At 53.1% G+C, this 15358-nt stretch carries 12 protein-coding genes, 1 tRNA gene and 1 pseudogene; 7 read left to right on the forward strand and 7 right to left on the reverse strand.

The annotated features are described in order from the left end of the window. The 3 genes from DXA36_RS33380 to DXA36_RS30885 form a co-directional block, all read right to left on the reverse strand. Positions 1 to 732, reverse strand: a 732-nt coding sequence (locus DXA36_RS33380) for a hypothetical protein (RefSeq protein ID WP_207666392.1), incomplete at its 3' end; no start/stop codon positions are given. Continuing rightward, the gene (locus tag DXA36_RS34480; RefSeq protein ID WP_412250406.1) at positions 732 to 923 is read right to left on the reverse strand and encodes a histidine kinase dimerization/phospho-acceptor domain-containing protein; all 192 of its coding nucleotides are present in this window, start codon (positions 921 to 923) and stop codon (positions 732 to 734) included. The genes DXA36_RS33380 and DXA36_RS34480, both read right to left, overlap by 1 nt. Positions 924 to 1065: 142 nt before the next feature. Next, on the reverse strand, positions 1066 to 1299 hold the full coding sequence (locus tag DXA36_RS30885; protein ID WP_118683180.1) for a hypothetical protein: 234 nt from the start codon (positions 1297 to 1299) through the stop codon (positions 1066 to 1068). A 213-nt stretch (positions 1300 to 1512) separates the two neighbouring features. On the opposite strand from DXA36_RS30885, the gene DXA36_RS30890 reads away from it, so the two are divergent. After that, positions 1513 to 4095 (forward strand): LuxR C-terminal-related transcriptional regulator, encoded by a 2583-nt coding sequence (locus DXA36_RS30890; RefSeq protein ID WP_118683182.1) that lies wholly within the window; start codon positions 1513 to 1515, stop codon positions 4093 to 4095. 141 nt (positions 4096 to 4236) lie between these two features. Here the strand turns inward: DXA36_RS30890 and DXA36_RS30895 are convergent, their stop codons facing one another. Together DXA36_RS30895 and DXA36_RS33915 are read right to left on the reverse strand one after the other, a co-directional pair. Continuing rightward, on the reverse strand, positions 4237 to 5397 hold the full coding sequence (locus DXA36_RS30895) for a hypothetical protein (protein WP_118683184.1): 1161 nt from the start codon (positions 5395 to 5397) through the stop codon (positions 4237 to 4239). A 9-nt stretch (positions 5398 to 5406) separates the two neighbouring features. Further along, a complete protein-coding gene (locus DXA36_RS33915; protein WP_279221575.1) occupies positions 5407 to 5538 on the reverse strand; it encodes a hypothetical protein in 132 nt (43 codons plus the stop codon). A gap of 424 nt (positions 5539 to 5962) precedes the next feature. Between DXA36_RS33915 and DXA36_RS30905 the strand changes: the two are divergent. The 4 genes and pseudogenes from DXA36_RS30905 to DXA36_RS30920 form a co-directional block, all read left to right on the forward strand. Continuing rightward, positions 5963 to 6562: pseudogene (locus DXA36_RS30905) on the forward strand (response regulator transcription factor); the annotation flags it as partial. Between the two features lie 49 nt (positions 6563 to 6611). Beyond that, positions 6612 to 8594, forward strand: coding sequence for a sensor histidine kinase (locus DXA36_RS30910; protein ID WP_118683188.1), 1983 nt, complete (start codon positions 6612 to 6614; stop codon positions 8592 to 8594). A 300-nt stretch (positions 8595 to 8894) separates the two neighbouring features. Continuing rightward, complete coding sequence (locus tag DXA36_RS30915; protein ID WP_147366665.1) at positions 8895 to 10400, forward strand: hypothetical protein; 1506 nt, start codon at positions 8895 to 8897, stop codon at positions 10398 to 10400. Positions 10401 to 10621: 221 nt separating this feature from the next. Further along, positions 10622 to 10954: a hypothetical protein gene (locus DXA36_RS30920; protein WP_118683191.1), complete on the forward strand. Its 333-nt coding sequence runs from the start codon at positions 10622 to 10624 to the stop codon at positions 10952 to 10954. Between the two features lie 14 nt (positions 10955 to 10968). Here DXA36_RS30920 and DXA36_RS30925 read toward each other — a convergent pair. Together DXA36_RS30925 and DXA36_RS30930 are read right to left on the reverse strand one after the other, a co-directional pair. Then, a tRNA-Ser gene (locus DXA36_RS30925) sits at positions 10969 to 11057 on the reverse strand. 374 nt (positions 11058 to 11431) lie between these two features. Next, positions 11432 to 12712, reverse strand: a complete 1281-nt coding sequence (locus DXA36_RS30930; protein ID WP_118683193.1) for a cation:proton antiporter — start codon at positions 12710 to 12712, stop codon at positions 11432 to 11434. Positions 12713 to 12833: 121 nt separating this feature from the next. Here DXA36_RS30930 and DXA36_RS30935 point away from each other — a divergent pair, with 121 nt between their 5' ends. Together DXA36_RS30935 and DXA36_RS30940 are read left to right on the forward strand one after the other, a co-directional pair. Further along, positions 12834 to 13763: a LysR family transcriptional regulator gene (locus tag DXA36_RS30935; RefSeq protein WP_118683195.1), complete on the forward strand. Its 930-nt coding sequence runs from the start codon at positions 12834 to 12836 to the stop codon at positions 13761 to 13763. A 71-nt stretch (positions 13764 to 13834) separates the two neighbouring features. Next, the gene (locus DXA36_RS30940; RefSeq protein WP_118683197.1) at positions 13835 to 15346 is read left to right on the forward strand and encodes an ATP-binding protein; all 1512 of its coding nucleotides are present in this window, start codon (positions 13835 to 13837) and stop codon (positions 15344 to 15346) included. The last annotated feature ends 12 nt before the right edge of the window (positions 15347 to 15358 follow it).

A 15358-nucleotide genomic window follows, 5' to 3' on the forward strand; every position in this document is an offset into this window, starting at 1 on the left:
CAGAGCAAGCTCGCCCGCGTTCAAGTTTTCATCGTCCACAAACGTCCAGTCGGTGATGGTTTTTACAAGCGCGTCATTCGCCGGGGGAGCCAGTACGCACTCGCCCTCATGCCCTTCCTCCAAAGTGCAGCCCTCGGTTAAGGCGCAAGGGAGCGGTTCCACGGTTGGCTTCTCTGTCGGATTTTCCGCCGTGTCCGCCGAAACTGTCACGGTAATCTGCGGCAGCTTCGCACCGCTTGACAGGGTATAGCCGCCCACGTCCGCCGTGAATACATAGGTGTCTGCCGTGTCGCCGTCATAGGCCGGTTCGCTGTCCCAGGTCACGGAGATTTTTCCCGTGGACGTGGTGACGGTCGTGACCATTTCCCCACTGTCCATATTGGAAGAATCCCCTGCGTTGTTTCCTGAGATGCTTTTGTCCTCCATATCGTCCTCGCGGCCCAGGCCGCCCTCTCTGTCGGCTTCGCCGCCATTCACCTTGTCAGGAATTACCGTGTCCTCGGTGACGTGATAAACTGTCGCCGTCACTGTGTCCGGCAGATTCAGCCCGGAAAGCTCCGTCCCCACCGGGACGGTCTGCGCTGCCACGCCGCTGGGAAGCTCCTCAAAGGACGCGATACTCCCGTCCTCCGGCGCATTGTTCTCCGCCATCGCCACCGCCGGAAGCTGCGTCACAATCAGGACGGCGGATAAAAACAGCGTCCATAGTCTTTTTCTTTTTCGTATCATCATCAAATCCTCCTCTGTTCTTTACGGGCAGTTTCCAGCACTTCCTCTACCGCCTCTGACAATTCCCGCTGTCCCCGTTTTGCCATTTCAAAAAATATCCTGCGTTCTTCCTCACTCTGCACGTCCTCTATACACTGGAGCGCCAGCCCCAGTGATGTGACCGGGGTTTTCAGGCGGTCAGTCGCATAACACAGAAATCCCTCCTATTGGTGATCCGGTTCCCCGGATACATCTATTTCTCTGATTTCATCCTGTTTCATAACACACTCTCCTGTCTGCCTGCGTGGAAAGAAACTGGAGCAGGCATATTTAACTTTTTATTGTCCTTTATCCGGATCATTCATCTGCTTCTATAAGCGCCGCCAGAAGTTCACCGCATTCCGCCCGAACCGGCAGGCTCTGCCGCTCGGTCAGATAGCCGGACTTCACCGCCATCTCCAGAATATAATCGGCTTGTTTCACATGGCCGGCAGCGGCTTTTAAGCCGCCCTCCCGTGCGGAGATTCCCGCCTTGACGCCGCAGCCCGGACACTTGTCGCCCAGGGGAAATCCCCGGCCTCCGCCTTCCAATAATGCACGGCTTCGGCAATCCGCACCGAAAGATGATACGCGCTGTGTTTAATACCCATAAGATATCACCGTCTTCCTGTGATCAGTTTAACATGTTATGAAAAAGAGTAAAATCATACGGTATGAGGTTTTGCCAAATTTATTTTTTATTTGTGTTATAATGAAATGAAAAAGTATGAGGTTTTTGACCATAGGTAAGAGGAGTGTAAGAAAATGACAGAAAAACCCGTTTTTTTGAGTGATAAATTTACCCCCGCCCGGCTCCCGGAGGTCTGTGCGCCGCGAAAAAGTTTAATGGCGCGTTTTGACGAGGCGGCGGCGGACGGCTTTGTGTTCGTGTCCGCCCAGGGCGGCAGCGGCAAGACGGTAACCACCTTATTGTGGCTGGAGAAAAGCGGGAATACGCCGGTATGGATTGGACTGGACAGCTATGACAATTCCCCGTCGGTGTTTTACAAGCTCCTTGCCACCGGCCTGTATTCCCTCCAGCCGGACAATGAGAACCTGGAGCGTATCCTGACGGACCCGTCTTTTTCCGCCACGCCTGTGGAGCATACGGTGGCGCTGCTCAGTGAGATGCACCCGAAACCCGACCGCCATGTCATTGTGCTGGACGACTTCCATAGGATTACCAATGGGGAAATCATCAAATCCCTGCCTATAATCCTGCGCCGCCTGCCCCACACGTTCACCTTTTTTATCCTGTCGCGGGGGAAAATCCCGAAGGGGCTTCTGCCGTTCATTAAAGACCAAAAGAAAGATATCATTCACAGGGAAGCCCTGCGCTTCACGGAAGCGGAAATCAAGTGCTATATGAACACGCTGGGACATTTTCTGACGCCGGACGAGGCAAAGTTTGTGTATATGGCAACGGACGGGTGGGCTATCGGCGTGAATGCCATCGGGCTGTCCGGGAAGGTTACCGGGGGCGGCGGGGACGGCTTTGCCCGCTTCTTTGAGAACCTGGCCTGGAACGCCTGGGATGTGGAGCTTCAGAAGTTTTGTATGCGCACCTCCATCGCCGATGCGTTTGATACCGAGCTGGCCTACGCCCTGTCCGGCAGGAGTGACGCCCATGCGGTCATGGAGGATTTGAGCAAATCCAACTCCTTCTTGAGCCGCCTGCATGGGGATACCTACCGCTACCATCACCTGTTCCAGGAATTTTTACAGAAACAGCTTGCGGCGTCCGGTGAGGACATGGAATCGCTGTATAAGACCGCCGCACAGTATTACAAAGACCATGAGGACTACTCCCGTGCGCTGCGCTTCTGGCTGATGAGCGGCGACTATAAAGGGACGGACAATTTTCTGTTCCTCTTTCTGTTCCGGGGCCACAAAAACGGCGTGGCCGATTACGCGGATTTCCTGCACGGCTTTTTTGCCAGTCCGCTCCCGGAACGCGCCTCCCGCGAAGCACCGGTGCTTCATGTCCTGTATGCATGGTACTATTACCTCACCAGCTGCTTTGAGGAATACGCCCGGCATATGGATGCTATTCTCATAAACCTGCCGCGCATCGCAAAGGCGGGCAATGAGTTTGTGGAGTTTGCCATGCTGGCCTTTCATGTGGACTACCGGAAGTCGCTGAAAACCCAGGTCACGCTGTTCCACCTGTTCGGCGGAGTTTTGAAAAGCTATACCCGGTCGGGGCTTGCCACGAATATCGCGTCCTTCACCCACAACCTGCCCTATATGCACCGCAGCAACCGGGATTACTCGGAGATCGCGCGGAACCCGAAGATACTGGATACGATCGACCATACCTACGCCCCGCTGCTCGGTGCGGAATGGGGATACCTGCGCCCCGGTATTCTGGCATCCTTTACGTATGAGCGCAGCCAGCTGGAAGCCGCCCTGCTACAGAATACGGAAGTCCTCGGCCTGATTGGGCCGGACAACAAACCGGACGGGCGGATCTGCGTGATGGTACTCCAGCACAGTATCCTCTGGCAGCTGGGGCGCTGGGAAGAGGCCGAAAATGCGATGGACGCCCTGACGGCATTTGTGAACGGATCCGCCCAGTATTTCCTGCCGAACCTGACTGCCTGCCGCACCAAGTGGAAGCTGCTTGACGGCGACAAAAGCGCCGCCCGGGATTGGCTGGCGAAGTATTACGTCACCGGCACGGATCATATCGAGTTTTTCCGATCCTTCCAGCACTTCACCACCGCACGGGCCTACGCCGCGCTGGGTGACAGGGAGAACGCCCTGCACTATCTGCTTCTGCTGCGGGAGTTTGGGAAGAACTTAAACCGTCCGCTGGATCGGTGTGAGGCGGGGGTGATCCTCGCGGCCCTGTACTGGACCCAGAACCGGAAGAAGGAAGCGGAAGAGGAACTGACGGAAACACTGGAAGTGCTGCAGCCCTATGGCTTTATCAGGGTGGCCGCCGATGAGGGGGAGGCCGTGGTGCCCATCCTGAAGCGGATCCTCTCCAAGGTGTGCAGCAAAGAATATACCGGCCCCCTTACCCGCGCCTATGTCAATGCGGTCATGCTGGAGGCGCACAGCTTTGGCATCCGCCACAGAGGGTACATAGAGGAAGCGGGAAAGAAAACGGATCAGCCCGCCAGGCTGTCAAAACAGCAGACGTTTATGCTGGAACTGCTTGCCCAGGGGTACAAGAACGCGGAGATTTCGGAAATGACGGGCCTCAGCATTCCCACCATCAAAACACATACGTCCCTTGCTTATAAAAAGCTGGGTGTGAACAGCGCAATGGATGCCGTGCTGAAGGCGAAGGAACTGGGGATAATCGGGCAGGCTGGGGCGTTCCCCCCTGACAGTATTTAACGGTTGCTTTCCAAGGTGTTAACACTTCTCCCGCGGCTTATACCGGCGGTAAGGAGCGACGGCGTTCCGTGCATGGGCCAACAATGATTTGCCCGTTTTCCATCGTTCATTACAGCCGCCCCATAGCCGTCCGCATTCCTTTCAGTTTATCAAATACAAAAGCTGTACAGCCCAGAACGTCAGGTCACATGCAAGAGCATGGTTATTTTTGTAGTCCGGCTCCAGGCGCACATCGGAATACGGAGTCGGATATTCCAGGTTCTTTGGCGAATACCGTTTGTTGTGCGGCATATCGAGCTGCATTCGCAAGATTCCGTCATGACTGATGGCTTCCTCAATATTTGCTGCGGTTTCCCGGAGCACGCCGACACTTTTGCCCACGCCGAGAAGGGCGATTTCCGTCAGTAAACGGCGATAAGTTATCGAATGGATAACATCCGTGCGGAATGGTCTGATTGGGCTGTTTTCCATATGCAGCGGGAACGGGGCGTAATAGCGGTTCCCGATTTTAACGTGTATCGGATTGGCGCCCTGCGTGATATCATTATAATGGTTGAGCGCGTTTGCCATCAGCTTCTTGTTTTCCGGTGTCCGCCACGCGTTTGTATATGCCAGGGTTTCTAAGTGGTACTGGCATGGAAAATAAGTATCGGCTTCGATATACGGATAATTATATTTCGCCCTGCTTTGGCGTGTTTTTGTAATGTCATTGATGGAAGAGAGCGGCAATATGCTCTTAAAGGCTTCGAGCGAGGTGCTTTGGAACGGTTTTACGTATTCCTCGTCACCGTATCCCAGCATGGCCTGCATGGCATAAAGCAATGTCATCAGGCAAAAACCGCTTTCCAATCCCACAAACCGGGTTTCAAAGCGATGAACTTCGGGAGGGATATAGGAAAATTCCTCCCTTAAAATGTTCTCGTCCCGCATTGCGTTGACAAAGTTTTTGATTAACAGGTGGTCTTTGGGAACGGCGTAATAAGACAGCAGACGAGCTGCTGCTTCTCCGTCCTGCAGCGGCGTTTCATGCAGCCTGACACCGCGCCAGTTATCCCAGCTGTGCATGCCGCGTCCGATATACCCGTCTGGTTTGGCATAGCCCTGCACGAGCCTGAAGCAGGGTGTCTGATAAATCTGTCCGAGCAGTTTTTCTTCCTCCGCCGCGGTTAAGCTGCACAGTATCTCTTTGCGCAGCCGGTACTGGATGACGGCTCCGGCATTTTCAAGAAGGAAATCGATTGATTTGGTCAGGTTCATCATGGAATTCCTTTCCGGCCACATAGGCCTTTTTTTATGCTTCATCTCTCATAATTACAAAGTAGGGCTGGTTCCATACCCCGTCAATGTTACTCCACAGCCGTTCGAACCGGGAGATTTCCGTCTTGCGGTGATCTCGCCGGTGGCAGTCAGTTGTCTATAGAACGGTTCCCTCTTGGACGTCATGCGATTCCTCCTTCTTCAAAAGGCTTCCTGTCAGGGTTACAATTTTCTTCCAAGTTTACAAAGTATTATACCTCTGCCGGCCATTTTGGGCAAGGATGTCGAACTCCCGGAGCCTGTCTCCAGGAGCGGAAATGTCCGGAAGTCCGGATCTCTGATGATCGGGTTCGCTTGCACAATGGCCGCCGCGGAAAGCGATTAAATTGCAGCCAGAAAAAACCATATGACAGGATGCCTTGTACCGCTGCGGTACTCCGCCCGTTTCCGTTTGACAATCCGCTGCCATGCCGATATACTAAAAGAGACAACGGAAACGGGCGGATGGCTTTTGGGCCATTCGCATTTGTCGTTTATGGGAGTATGAACGGATTCGTTCATTTCAGAGAGAGGGGGAACCGCTTTGACGACAACCTATCGGCTGCTGGCGGTGGACGACGAGCCGGACATCCAGCGGACGAACAAGAAGTATTTAGAATCCAGGGGCTACCGTGTGGACACGGCGGCCTGTGCGAGCGAAGCGCTGGAGCTGCTGCATGATAACAGCTACGACTGTATCCTGCTGGACGTGCTGCTCCCGGACTTAAGCGGTTTTGAGCTGTGCGCGGCGGTGCGCGCCCTGACGAGCGCGCCGATCCTGTTTTTGAGCTGCATGGACGACGAGGGGAACAAGGTGGAGGGCCTGATGGCGGGCGGGGATGACTACATCACGAAACCGTACAGTTTAAAGGAGCTTGCCGCCCGCGTGTACGCCCAGCTGCGGCGAAACGCGATGAAGGGCTTTTCCATCGACCACAGCCAACAGATCCTCACGGTGAACGGCCGCGCCATCCTGCTGGCGCAGAAGGAGTTCGACCTGTTTTTGTACCTGCTGGGCAACCCCGGACGGGTGGTGACCGCCGGGGAATTGTATCAGGAGGTCTGGCACAGCGGGAAGCCGGACGCGGCCAACACGGTGGCAGTGCATATCACCCGGCTGCGGCACAAGCTGGACGGCGCTCTGGGGAGCATTGAAACCGTGCGGGGCGAGGGCTACCGCTTCCTGCCGGGCGCGGACGTGTGGGGGGGGGGGTGCGCCGATGAAGCGTTTTGCTCTGCTGCTGCTTTTGCTTGTTTCCCTGTGCGCGGCCACGTTCTTCACGGCGTCAAAGCCCTTTGTATCGCCGGGGCCTCAGGCCGTGGACGGGGTGCTGGATTTTTCGGAAACCGACTTTTCTTCCCGCGTGTACGACCTGGACGGTGAGTGGGAATTTTACTTTGGCCGGCTCTACACCCCCGCTGATTTTGCAGGGGGAGCGCCGGAGGGCCGGGAGCTTCTTCGCCTGCCGGATTCCTGGGCCGGATTAGGTTATCCCGACACAGGCCACGGCACCTTCCGCCTTACCGTCCGCACCCCTTCGGAGCGGCACCTGCTCTTATTTATCCCGGAGATCATCGAAGCGTCCAGGCTGTGGGTCAATGGGGAGGAACTGTTTCGCGCCGGTGCGGTGGGCGGTTCGCCGGACACCTCGGACGGCAGTATACGCAACGAATTGCTGACGGTAATCCCAAAGGACGGCGTACTGGAATTGGTGGTGCAGGCGTCCAACTACCACTTAATCGGCAGCGGCCTTTCCTATTCGGTGCTGATCGGGCGGGACACGGTTCTCACCCATCATATTTTCTGGCAGCGCATGGTGGTTTCCTTTGTCCTGGGCGGTATTTTCTTCATCGGCCTGTACCACCTGTTCCTGTTTGGCTTCCGCCGCCGGGAAAAGCTGTATTTGATTTTCAGCGCTACCTGCATGGTGGTGGTGCTGCGTCTGGCGATGGAGAGCAACAACCTGTTCCAATATTTCCTGCCCGGAGGCAGCGGGCAGGTACTCGTCCGGCTGTTTCTGCTGCTGTTCACCCTGCACGCCCTGTGTGTCAGCCTTTTTCTGCTGCGGACATTCTCCATCCGGCTGAACCGCGTCCTGGGGGCGGTCTATTGGGCCAGCTTCCTGCTTCCTGCCCTGGCTGTACTGTCGCTGTCCTACCTTGCGGCCTTCTACCTTTCCTTTCTGGTGCTGATTCCGTGCGCGATCTCTCTGGTGATGGCGTTTTGCACCGGTGGGAAGTGGCGGGACCCCTACCACCTGCTGTACCTGTGCGGCATGGTATTCTATTTCATGAACGGGCCGCTGTCCAAAACGCTGCTGGAGGGGAAGCTGTTCGTCCCCGGCATTGTGTCGAACCTGTTTTTGATCCTGTGCCAGTGCGTCATGCTCTCCCGCAGCTACGCCCAGGCCCGCGCCGAGGTGGAGCGCGTCAACGCCAACTTAGAGGAGCTGGTGGGGCAGCGCACCGGGCAGCTCCACGCGGCCAATGAGCGGCTGGCCGCTTCGCAGACAGCGCTGCGGGAGATGATCTCGAATATCTCCCACGACTTGAAGACGCCGCTGACCGTGCTGAACAATTACCTGGAGCTGCTTGGCGATGAAAACGTGGCGGTGGGCGAACAGGAACGGACGGAATACTTAAACATCGCCTACCGCAAGAACATCGACCTTCAGCGCCTGATCCACAACCTGTTTGAAGTGACGCGGCTGGAGGGCGGCACGGCAGTCTACCACATGGAGTGGATTCCCGCCGCACGGCTTTCCCGGGAGGCGGAACAGAAATACGCGGACTTGGCGCGGGACCAGGGCATCACCTTCTCCGCATGCGCGGAGGACGGCCTGGAGCTGCAGATCGACGGGGACAAGATTTGGAGCGTGCTGGACAACCTCGTCTACAACGCCCTGCGCCACACCTCGGCCGGCGGCTGTGTCACGCTGACGCTCCGGCGCGCCGGGGACAGGGCGGCGCTGATTGTCTCGGACACCGGCGAGGGCATTGGGCCGGAACATCTCCCCCATCTGTTTGAACGGTTCTACAAAGCGTCGGCGGAGCGCGGGGAAAAGGACGGCTCCAGCGGCCTGGGGCTGTATATCGTCAAGACCTCGGCGGAGGCGATGGGCGGCACGGCGGCGGTGGAGAGCGCGCCCGGAAAGGGCGCGGTTTTCACGGTCACATTTGCCGCAAAACAGACCGAAAAATAGACAGTTTTTTGCTTGCAAATTCCCTGTCTAAGTGCTATGCTGAAAGCAGGTAAGGAATGCGAATGCGTTGAAAAACGTGTTCGCATTTCGCCGTTTATGGCATTATGAACGAATCCGTTCATCTTCGCGGAGAACGGCGGCCTCAGGAAATTTTTCAAGGGGTACTCCTGAACAGACCCGTGTCCACGAAACAGGAAGTTGCCAATGAAACCGTGTCCACTTTATGGGATACATTATAGAGTGCATTGCGGGTCTGTGCTTGTCTAAAATTCTGGTTGAGAAGGAGGTATGATTGTAAACATGAAGGCGAAAAAAGTACATAACAAAAAGAGGACGTTCCTCTCATTGTTGCTTATGCTGGCAATAGTGGCCGGCAGCACATTATTCTGGCCGGGAGGAAAGGCGACGGTGCAGGCGGACGAGCCGCCCTTCGTGGAGGTGACGGGGATCGAGCCGTCAACGACAGTGGCCTGGGTAGATATGGATACGGATATAGTATTTAATATAATGCCGGCTGATGCCACGCAGAAGCACCTCTATGTTGACTTGGTGGACGCGGGGACCACGCAAGTGGGTCTGGTGACGAACCCTGACAAAAGTCTGAGGGTGCATCCAATGGCGGAAGGAACGATAAAACTGATGGTGACGGTGCCGGGCGGTCTGACTTCGGGCGATTTTACGAAGGAGTTTCAGATAGAGGTGCGTTCGCTCCCTCCCTTCGTGGAGGTAACGGGGATCGAGCCGAGCCCGTCGGTAATCACGGTAGGTGTGGAAACCGATATAGTATTTCGAGTATTGCCGGATAACGCCACGGAGAAGCATGTCGTTGTCGACTTGATGGACGAGGGGGGCACACAGCCACAGCTTACAACGAACGCGGACGAAAGTGTGAGGATGCTTGCGAGGAAGGAAGGAACGATGACGCTGAATGTGATGGTGCCAAACGGCTTGTCCTCGAGTCCTTACAACCAGGAGGTCACGATAAAGGTGCTGCCTACCGTGGATGTAACGGGGATCCAAGGGGTCCCGGGGGAAATCAAGGCGGGGGAAGCGGTGACGGTCAGAGGGAGTGTAACGCCGGCTGACGCCACGAATCAGTCTGTCAAGTTCACCCTGAAGGATGCGGGGAACACGCAGGCGGCCGCTGTGGAGAACGCGGACGGAAGCCTGACGGTGACGGCGCAGAAGGAAGGGACGATAACGCTGCTGGCGACGGTGAAGGGCGGTCTGGCTTCGGGCGATTTTACGCAGGAGTTCTCTGTACAGGTTACGGCAAAGCCGCAGAATACTTATGATCCATCCACGGACACGGGGAGGAAACAGCAGGAACAGGAACGCCCTGAGGAGGAGGATAGACGGATGCTGTGGGTCCCCTCTACTCCCGAGGAAATAGAGAGCGCACTCTACCGCAGCGCGGAGACGCCGGTGTATACGGCAGGTGCGAGCACGGGGAATACGGTTCCGCTTAAGATAGAGAGCGAGATGCAGGGAAAGGAGTACCTGAACGGAATTAAGGCGCTGCTGTCTGCGTCTGGAAGTGACGTGGAGGAATATCAGATTGGCAATACCTACAATTTCTATCCGGACAATTCCTCTCTGGGCCGCCCGGTGTATTCCACACCGGAGAAAATTCGGATTACGCTGAAAATACCGGACAGTTTAGTGAAAGAGGGCAGAAAGTTCAAGTTCATCTGTCTGGGAGAAAAGGGTGCTCCTTATATCTATCCGGATTTGGATGAAGAGAACGGAACTATAACGATAGAGACGGACAAGTTTTATGCTTATACCTTGGTATATATGGATTGATGATTCTGCAGAAGGTGTTATAACCATGGATGAGAGGTGATTTCGCGGAATCGGATCGGGAATTATTCCACTACGAAAAAGCAGGCTGTCACTTGAACCGCCGGATAGAACGGCGGCGGAAGCAACAGCCCGCTTTTTCGTTGTTTACGTAAGGACGGCCCGCACTGTGACTCATCGCTGTCATTCCGGATTCCGTGTAATACAACCCAATGAGCAGCAGGATGCTGAGCAGAGCCACAACAGTAGTTCGATACCATGCGAATATACACGCTGCATTAGAAAGTGCGATGGCCGATGGGTTAATTGCAAACAATGCTGCTCACAAACAGAGGCCAATGACAGAAAAGTACATCGGCAGTTTTTATATGCCAGATGAAGCGTTAGAGTGTATGTATCTTGCTGAGGGCAGCAAGTTGGAACTGGCAGTCTACTTTGGATTGTTTTATGGGTTGCGAAACAGAGTCATCTGCAACTGGATGCAATTTAGTACAGCGAAAGTAAAAAAGAGCCGCCAGAATGCACCTGACAGCTCTTATCATAACAATGGACTATAGGCCCATGTACTTACTGGCGGAGAGTGAGGGGTTCGAACCCTCGGTACCAAAGAGGTACACTGGTTTTCGGGACCAGCTCCTTCAACCACTCGGACAACTCTCCATTTATAATCAACTGGCAAAAGCCAGATGACGACACTATTAAATTTTGATCTTTCTTTCCCAAAATGTACTTTCGTGGAATGTGACTGAAAAAATATCATTCCATCAGATTCCAGTCAAATCCGGGAAAAAGGAAAGATGACAGGAAAGAAAACAGTAAGAACTATCTTTCGTGAAGACCTAAAAACCCAGTAAAATCAACGGTTTGCACTTGGTAGGATTCCACGGAAACTATATGTTTTCGAGTGCGGTCCCTTCGACCTCTTGGGTACATCTCCATCCTGTCTGGAAAACATCCTGCAAAAACTGTTTCCCAACGCAACACCTATATTCTATAGTAATTTTCCCCATTCTGCAAGTATTAAATATCAATATTTACACCGCATGCTTTATCGACTTCTTATCGGGATATTTTTTCACTTTCACCTTCCCCGTATTTTTTCCGCCGGTCTCCGTTTTTTCCCTTTTTATGGTACCGGACAGGATAAAGGACATTTTTGCACAGGCAGGCCCTGTCAGTTCATAGAGCACGGAAGAGGACAGGATAATGGTTAACAGCAGGTTCCCGATAGCTTCCGGAAGCAGCCGCTGTCCGAGAAACGCCAGCCCAATGGCGACCCCCGCCTGGGGAATCAGCGCCAGACCCATATATTTCTTGTGAGTGGCGGGCATTCCCGTGAGAGCGCAGCCCAGATACATACCGCCGTATTTTCCCAGAATGCGGATAACGAAATAGGCTGCCCCGATCACCCCTGCCGTTTTCAGGGCCGTCAGATCCAGGTTCATGCCGGATATAATGAAAAACATGGACAGCACGGGGGGCGTAAACCGGTCTACCTGGCGGAACAGCTTTTTATCCTCCGTCAGATTAATATAGGAAGCGCCGAACACCATGCAGGAAAGCAGGGGGGAGAGGTCAAAGGCGGAGCACAGCCCGGAAATCCCCATGAGCATGGCAATAGCGAGAATAAGCCGGTTGTCCTTGCTCCGGGCAGGTGTAATCAGCCGGGAAAGCAGGTAACCGCAAAGGAAACCGATCCCAAGCGCTGCCAGATTGTAAAAAATAGGAAGCAGCACATCCCCGGGCCGTACCTGCCCGTTCCGGCCGGCATTAACAGCCGCAACCACAACGCTGAATATGAGCAGGCAGACCACGTCATCCAGGGCGACCACCTGCAGCAGGATATTCACAAAATCCCCTTTTGCCCGGTACTGCCGGATAGTCATCATGGTGCTTGCCGGCGCCGTCGCCGTTGCAATGGCCCCCAGAATCAGACAGAAATCCCAGGATAAATGGAATAAGAAACGCATGCTTAACGTGATCAGGACCCCGGCGAGCACGGACTCCCACAGGGTAACAATTACCACCTTCCAGCCCGTTTTCAGAAGAACCTCTTTCTTAAAAAATTTCCCTACGCCGAAGGCGATGAAAGCCAGGGCCACATCGCTGATAAAGCTCATATGAGACAGGATGTGGGCGGGCACGAGCGCTGCGACCTGGGGGCCTATCAGCACACCGGCCAGAATATAGCCGCTGACGTTGGGCAGATGAAGCCTCTTTGTCAGTCTGGTGAGCAGAAAACCTGCAAAAAGTATGATGGATAAGGAAAGCAGGACGAGGGTGGACTCGTTCAGGCTGCCGTAAAATTCTTTCATGGAAAATTCCCCCTTGTATTGCTATATTTCTCTTCTATGGTACAATTATATCAACGAAAATCATAAAGGCAAATTATGATTTATAACCACTTCATCATAAATATTTATAAGGAGAGAAGCCGTGATTGATTCCAAGCTTATCACCCTGCTGACGGTGAACGAACTGCACAGCTTTACCCAGGCCGCCCGGAAACTGTCCCTTACCCAGCCCGCGGTGAGCCAGCATGTCAGACAGCTGGAGAAGGAGCTTGGGGTCACCATTTTTACCCGGGGAGAGGGGAATCTCAAGCTTACCAGGGAGGGGGAGATCGTCATCAAGTATGCCAAAAGGATTGACAGCCTCTATCAGAACCTGGAACAGAGCCTGAAGGAAGAAAAAGAGCACGCAAGAAAGATCACGGTAGGTATTACCCATACCTCCGAAAGCAATATCATGGTGGAGGTCCTGGCCAGATACAGCAGTGTGAGCAAGAAAACAAGGATAACAATTATTTCTGACTCTATAAATAATCTTTATATGAAGCTGAAAACCTATGAGATTGATCTGGCAATTGTGGAGGGCCGTATTACGGATTCCAATTTCAATACCATCATGCTGGATACGGATTCCCTGATTCTCGCCGTATCCAACAAAAACCCGTTGTCCCAAAAAAGCATGGTCACACTGAATGAGCTGAAAAAGGAAAACCTGATTCTGCGGCTTCCCGATTCCGGGACCCGGAACCTTTTTATTTCTCATCTGGAAAGCAACAATGTATCGCTGGATGAATTTAATGTTATACTGGAAGTAGACAATGTGGCTACCATCAAGGATCTGGTGCGCCGGGATTTCGGTGTGTCCATTCTTGCCAGAAGTGCCTGTGCCAATGAACTGAAAAAAGGGAAGCTGATAGGGCTGCCTATAGAAAACCTGAGTATGACCAGGGAAATCAATATGGTATATCATAAGGATTTTGAGCATATGGATCTCCTGCAGAACATCATGCGCATATACAATGAATATTCCCTGTCAAACCCCCATTCCGTTGACACTCCCGGCCAATTATTGTAAGATGTAACCGTTCAGAACGGTCTGGACAATTACTGTAAAGATACACATTTACGGGCAGAGAGGGCCTGCTTATGATATATTTGATGCTTGTATGCGCCGTGGTGATCGTGCTGCTGCTGTTTACCCGTTCCGAATACCGATCCATGCAGCTGTTTTCCATGTTTCTGGTGCTTTTTTTCTTTATAACATCACTGTGCTTTTTCATTTTATATTTTTGTAAATCTTCCTTTAACCTGAGTATTTTCCTCAAATACTTCCTCGTGCCGCGGGGAATGGCCGCGAGGCTGTATTCGCTGAAGCTATCCAAGGAAGCCATTATCAACTGCCTGAACGTGAGCTGTATCCTGTTTACGGCAAGCAATCTGATATTTGCCTCCTCCTTCATGAAGCAGGAAGAGAGGAAGAGATGCCAAAAAGCGCTTCCGGCCGTGGGGATTTTTTTCCTGCTGGAATATCTGGTCTGCAGTCCGCAGGTATATATCCGTGCCTATTCCTTTTTATACCCGGGCTTACTGACCGTGTCGGGCATTGAGCGGCTCTGGGGTATTTTCAGCGCCGTGATTTCCGCCATGAATTTTATCCTGCTGTTTATCTGTCTGGGCAGTATTTTGCTTAATATCCTCCGGGTCCCCCATATTAAGATATACCGGATATCCCTGATTATCATACTGATTTCCTACTTTATGCTGATCATCTGCTACCTGATGTTTATGGGCCGGCTGCCTATGCAGATGATAAAATATTCCAAGGCCATGGATGTGGTTACCTACAAAATCCTTTTCACGAACAGCGCCATCCCACTGTACCGTACCCTTCCTTATATTATCCTGTTGTTTATCCTGCTTATGTGCGCTGTGAGCTACCGTCTGACCGTTATCCGCAGCAAAATGGAGAACTACAGCCTGGAGGTATCCCAGAACATCAATGCGGTGAACATGTCCACAAGGGTATTCTGTCATTTTATGAAAAATGAGCTGCTGAACCTGCAGGCCGAGGTGGAAAGCCTGGAGGTCAGGAAAGAAAATGAGGAAGATAAGGAGCTTCTTGTGGAGCATTGCGAAGCCCTTTACGAACGGCTTGACGATATCCACAGGCATATCCGTGATAACACCATGAATTTCCGGCAGCTTTCGCTTGGCGGAGTAGTCAGGGAAACGGTGGAGGAGCTGAAGGGATCACGGCCGGAAACCGACATTGAATGGACTGTGGATGTGCCCGGAGAAGACCCCTGTGTGTTTGTGGATGAAGAATTTTTAAAGCAGGCGCTGATTAACCTGCTGAACAATGCCTGTGATGCCCTGAAGCAGACCGGGGAAAAAACGAAAAAAATACAGGTAATGCTTCTTGCGGACAGCAGATGGGGAATTATAGATATTGCGGATAACGGCTGCGGAATCCCGAAAGAAGATATGGTGAATATTTTTACCCCCTTTTTCACCTCAAAGCCCATGACGAAAAGCTGGGGAATGGGATTATCTTTAACCCATAAAATAATTACGGATTCCGGGGGGAAAATAGATGTGGAAAGCGAAGTCGGAAAAGGGACCGTATTTCACATTTACCTTCCGGTGAGCCGCCTTTAATACTGCTGATTT

Origin of the sequence: Eisenbergiella sp. OF01-20, from assembly GCF_003478085.1 — a bacterium.
Classification (GTDB): Bacteria; Bacillota; Clostridia; order Lachnospirales; family Lachnospiraceae; genus Eisenbergiella.

Coding starts and splice junctions, on each gene's coding strand:
- DXA36_RS30890 (WP_118683182.1), top strand. CDS start 1,513: ATGACAGAAAAACCCGTTTTTTTGAGTGATAAATTTACCCCCGCCCGG.
- DXA36_RS30895 (WP_118683184.1), bottom strand. CDS start 5,397: ATGAAGCATAAAAAAAGGCCTATGTGGCCGGAAAGGAATTCCATGATG.
- DXA36_RS33915 (WP_279221575.1), bottom strand. CDS start 5,538: ATGACGTCCAAGAGGGAACCGTTCTATAGACAACTGACTGCCACCGGC.
- DXA36_RS30910 (WP_118683188.1), top strand. CDS start 6,612: ATGAAGCGTTTTGCTCTGCTGCTGCTTTTGCTTGTTTCCCTGTGCGCG.
- DXA36_RS30915 (WP_147366665.1), top strand. CDS start 8,895: ATGAAGGCGAAAAAAGTACATAACAAAAAGAGGACGTTCCTCTCATTG.
- DXA36_RS30920 (WP_118683191.1), top strand. CDS start 10,622: ATGCTGAGCAGAGCCACAACAGTAGTTCGATACCATGCGAATATACAC.
- DXA36_RS30930 (WP_118683193.1), bottom strand. CDS start 12,712: ATGAAAGAATTTTACGGCAGCCTGAACGAGTCCACCCTCGTCCTGCTT.
- DXA36_RS30940 (WP_118683197.1), top strand. CDS start 13,835: ATGATATATTTGATGCTTGTATGCGCCGTGGTGATCGTGCTGCTGCTG.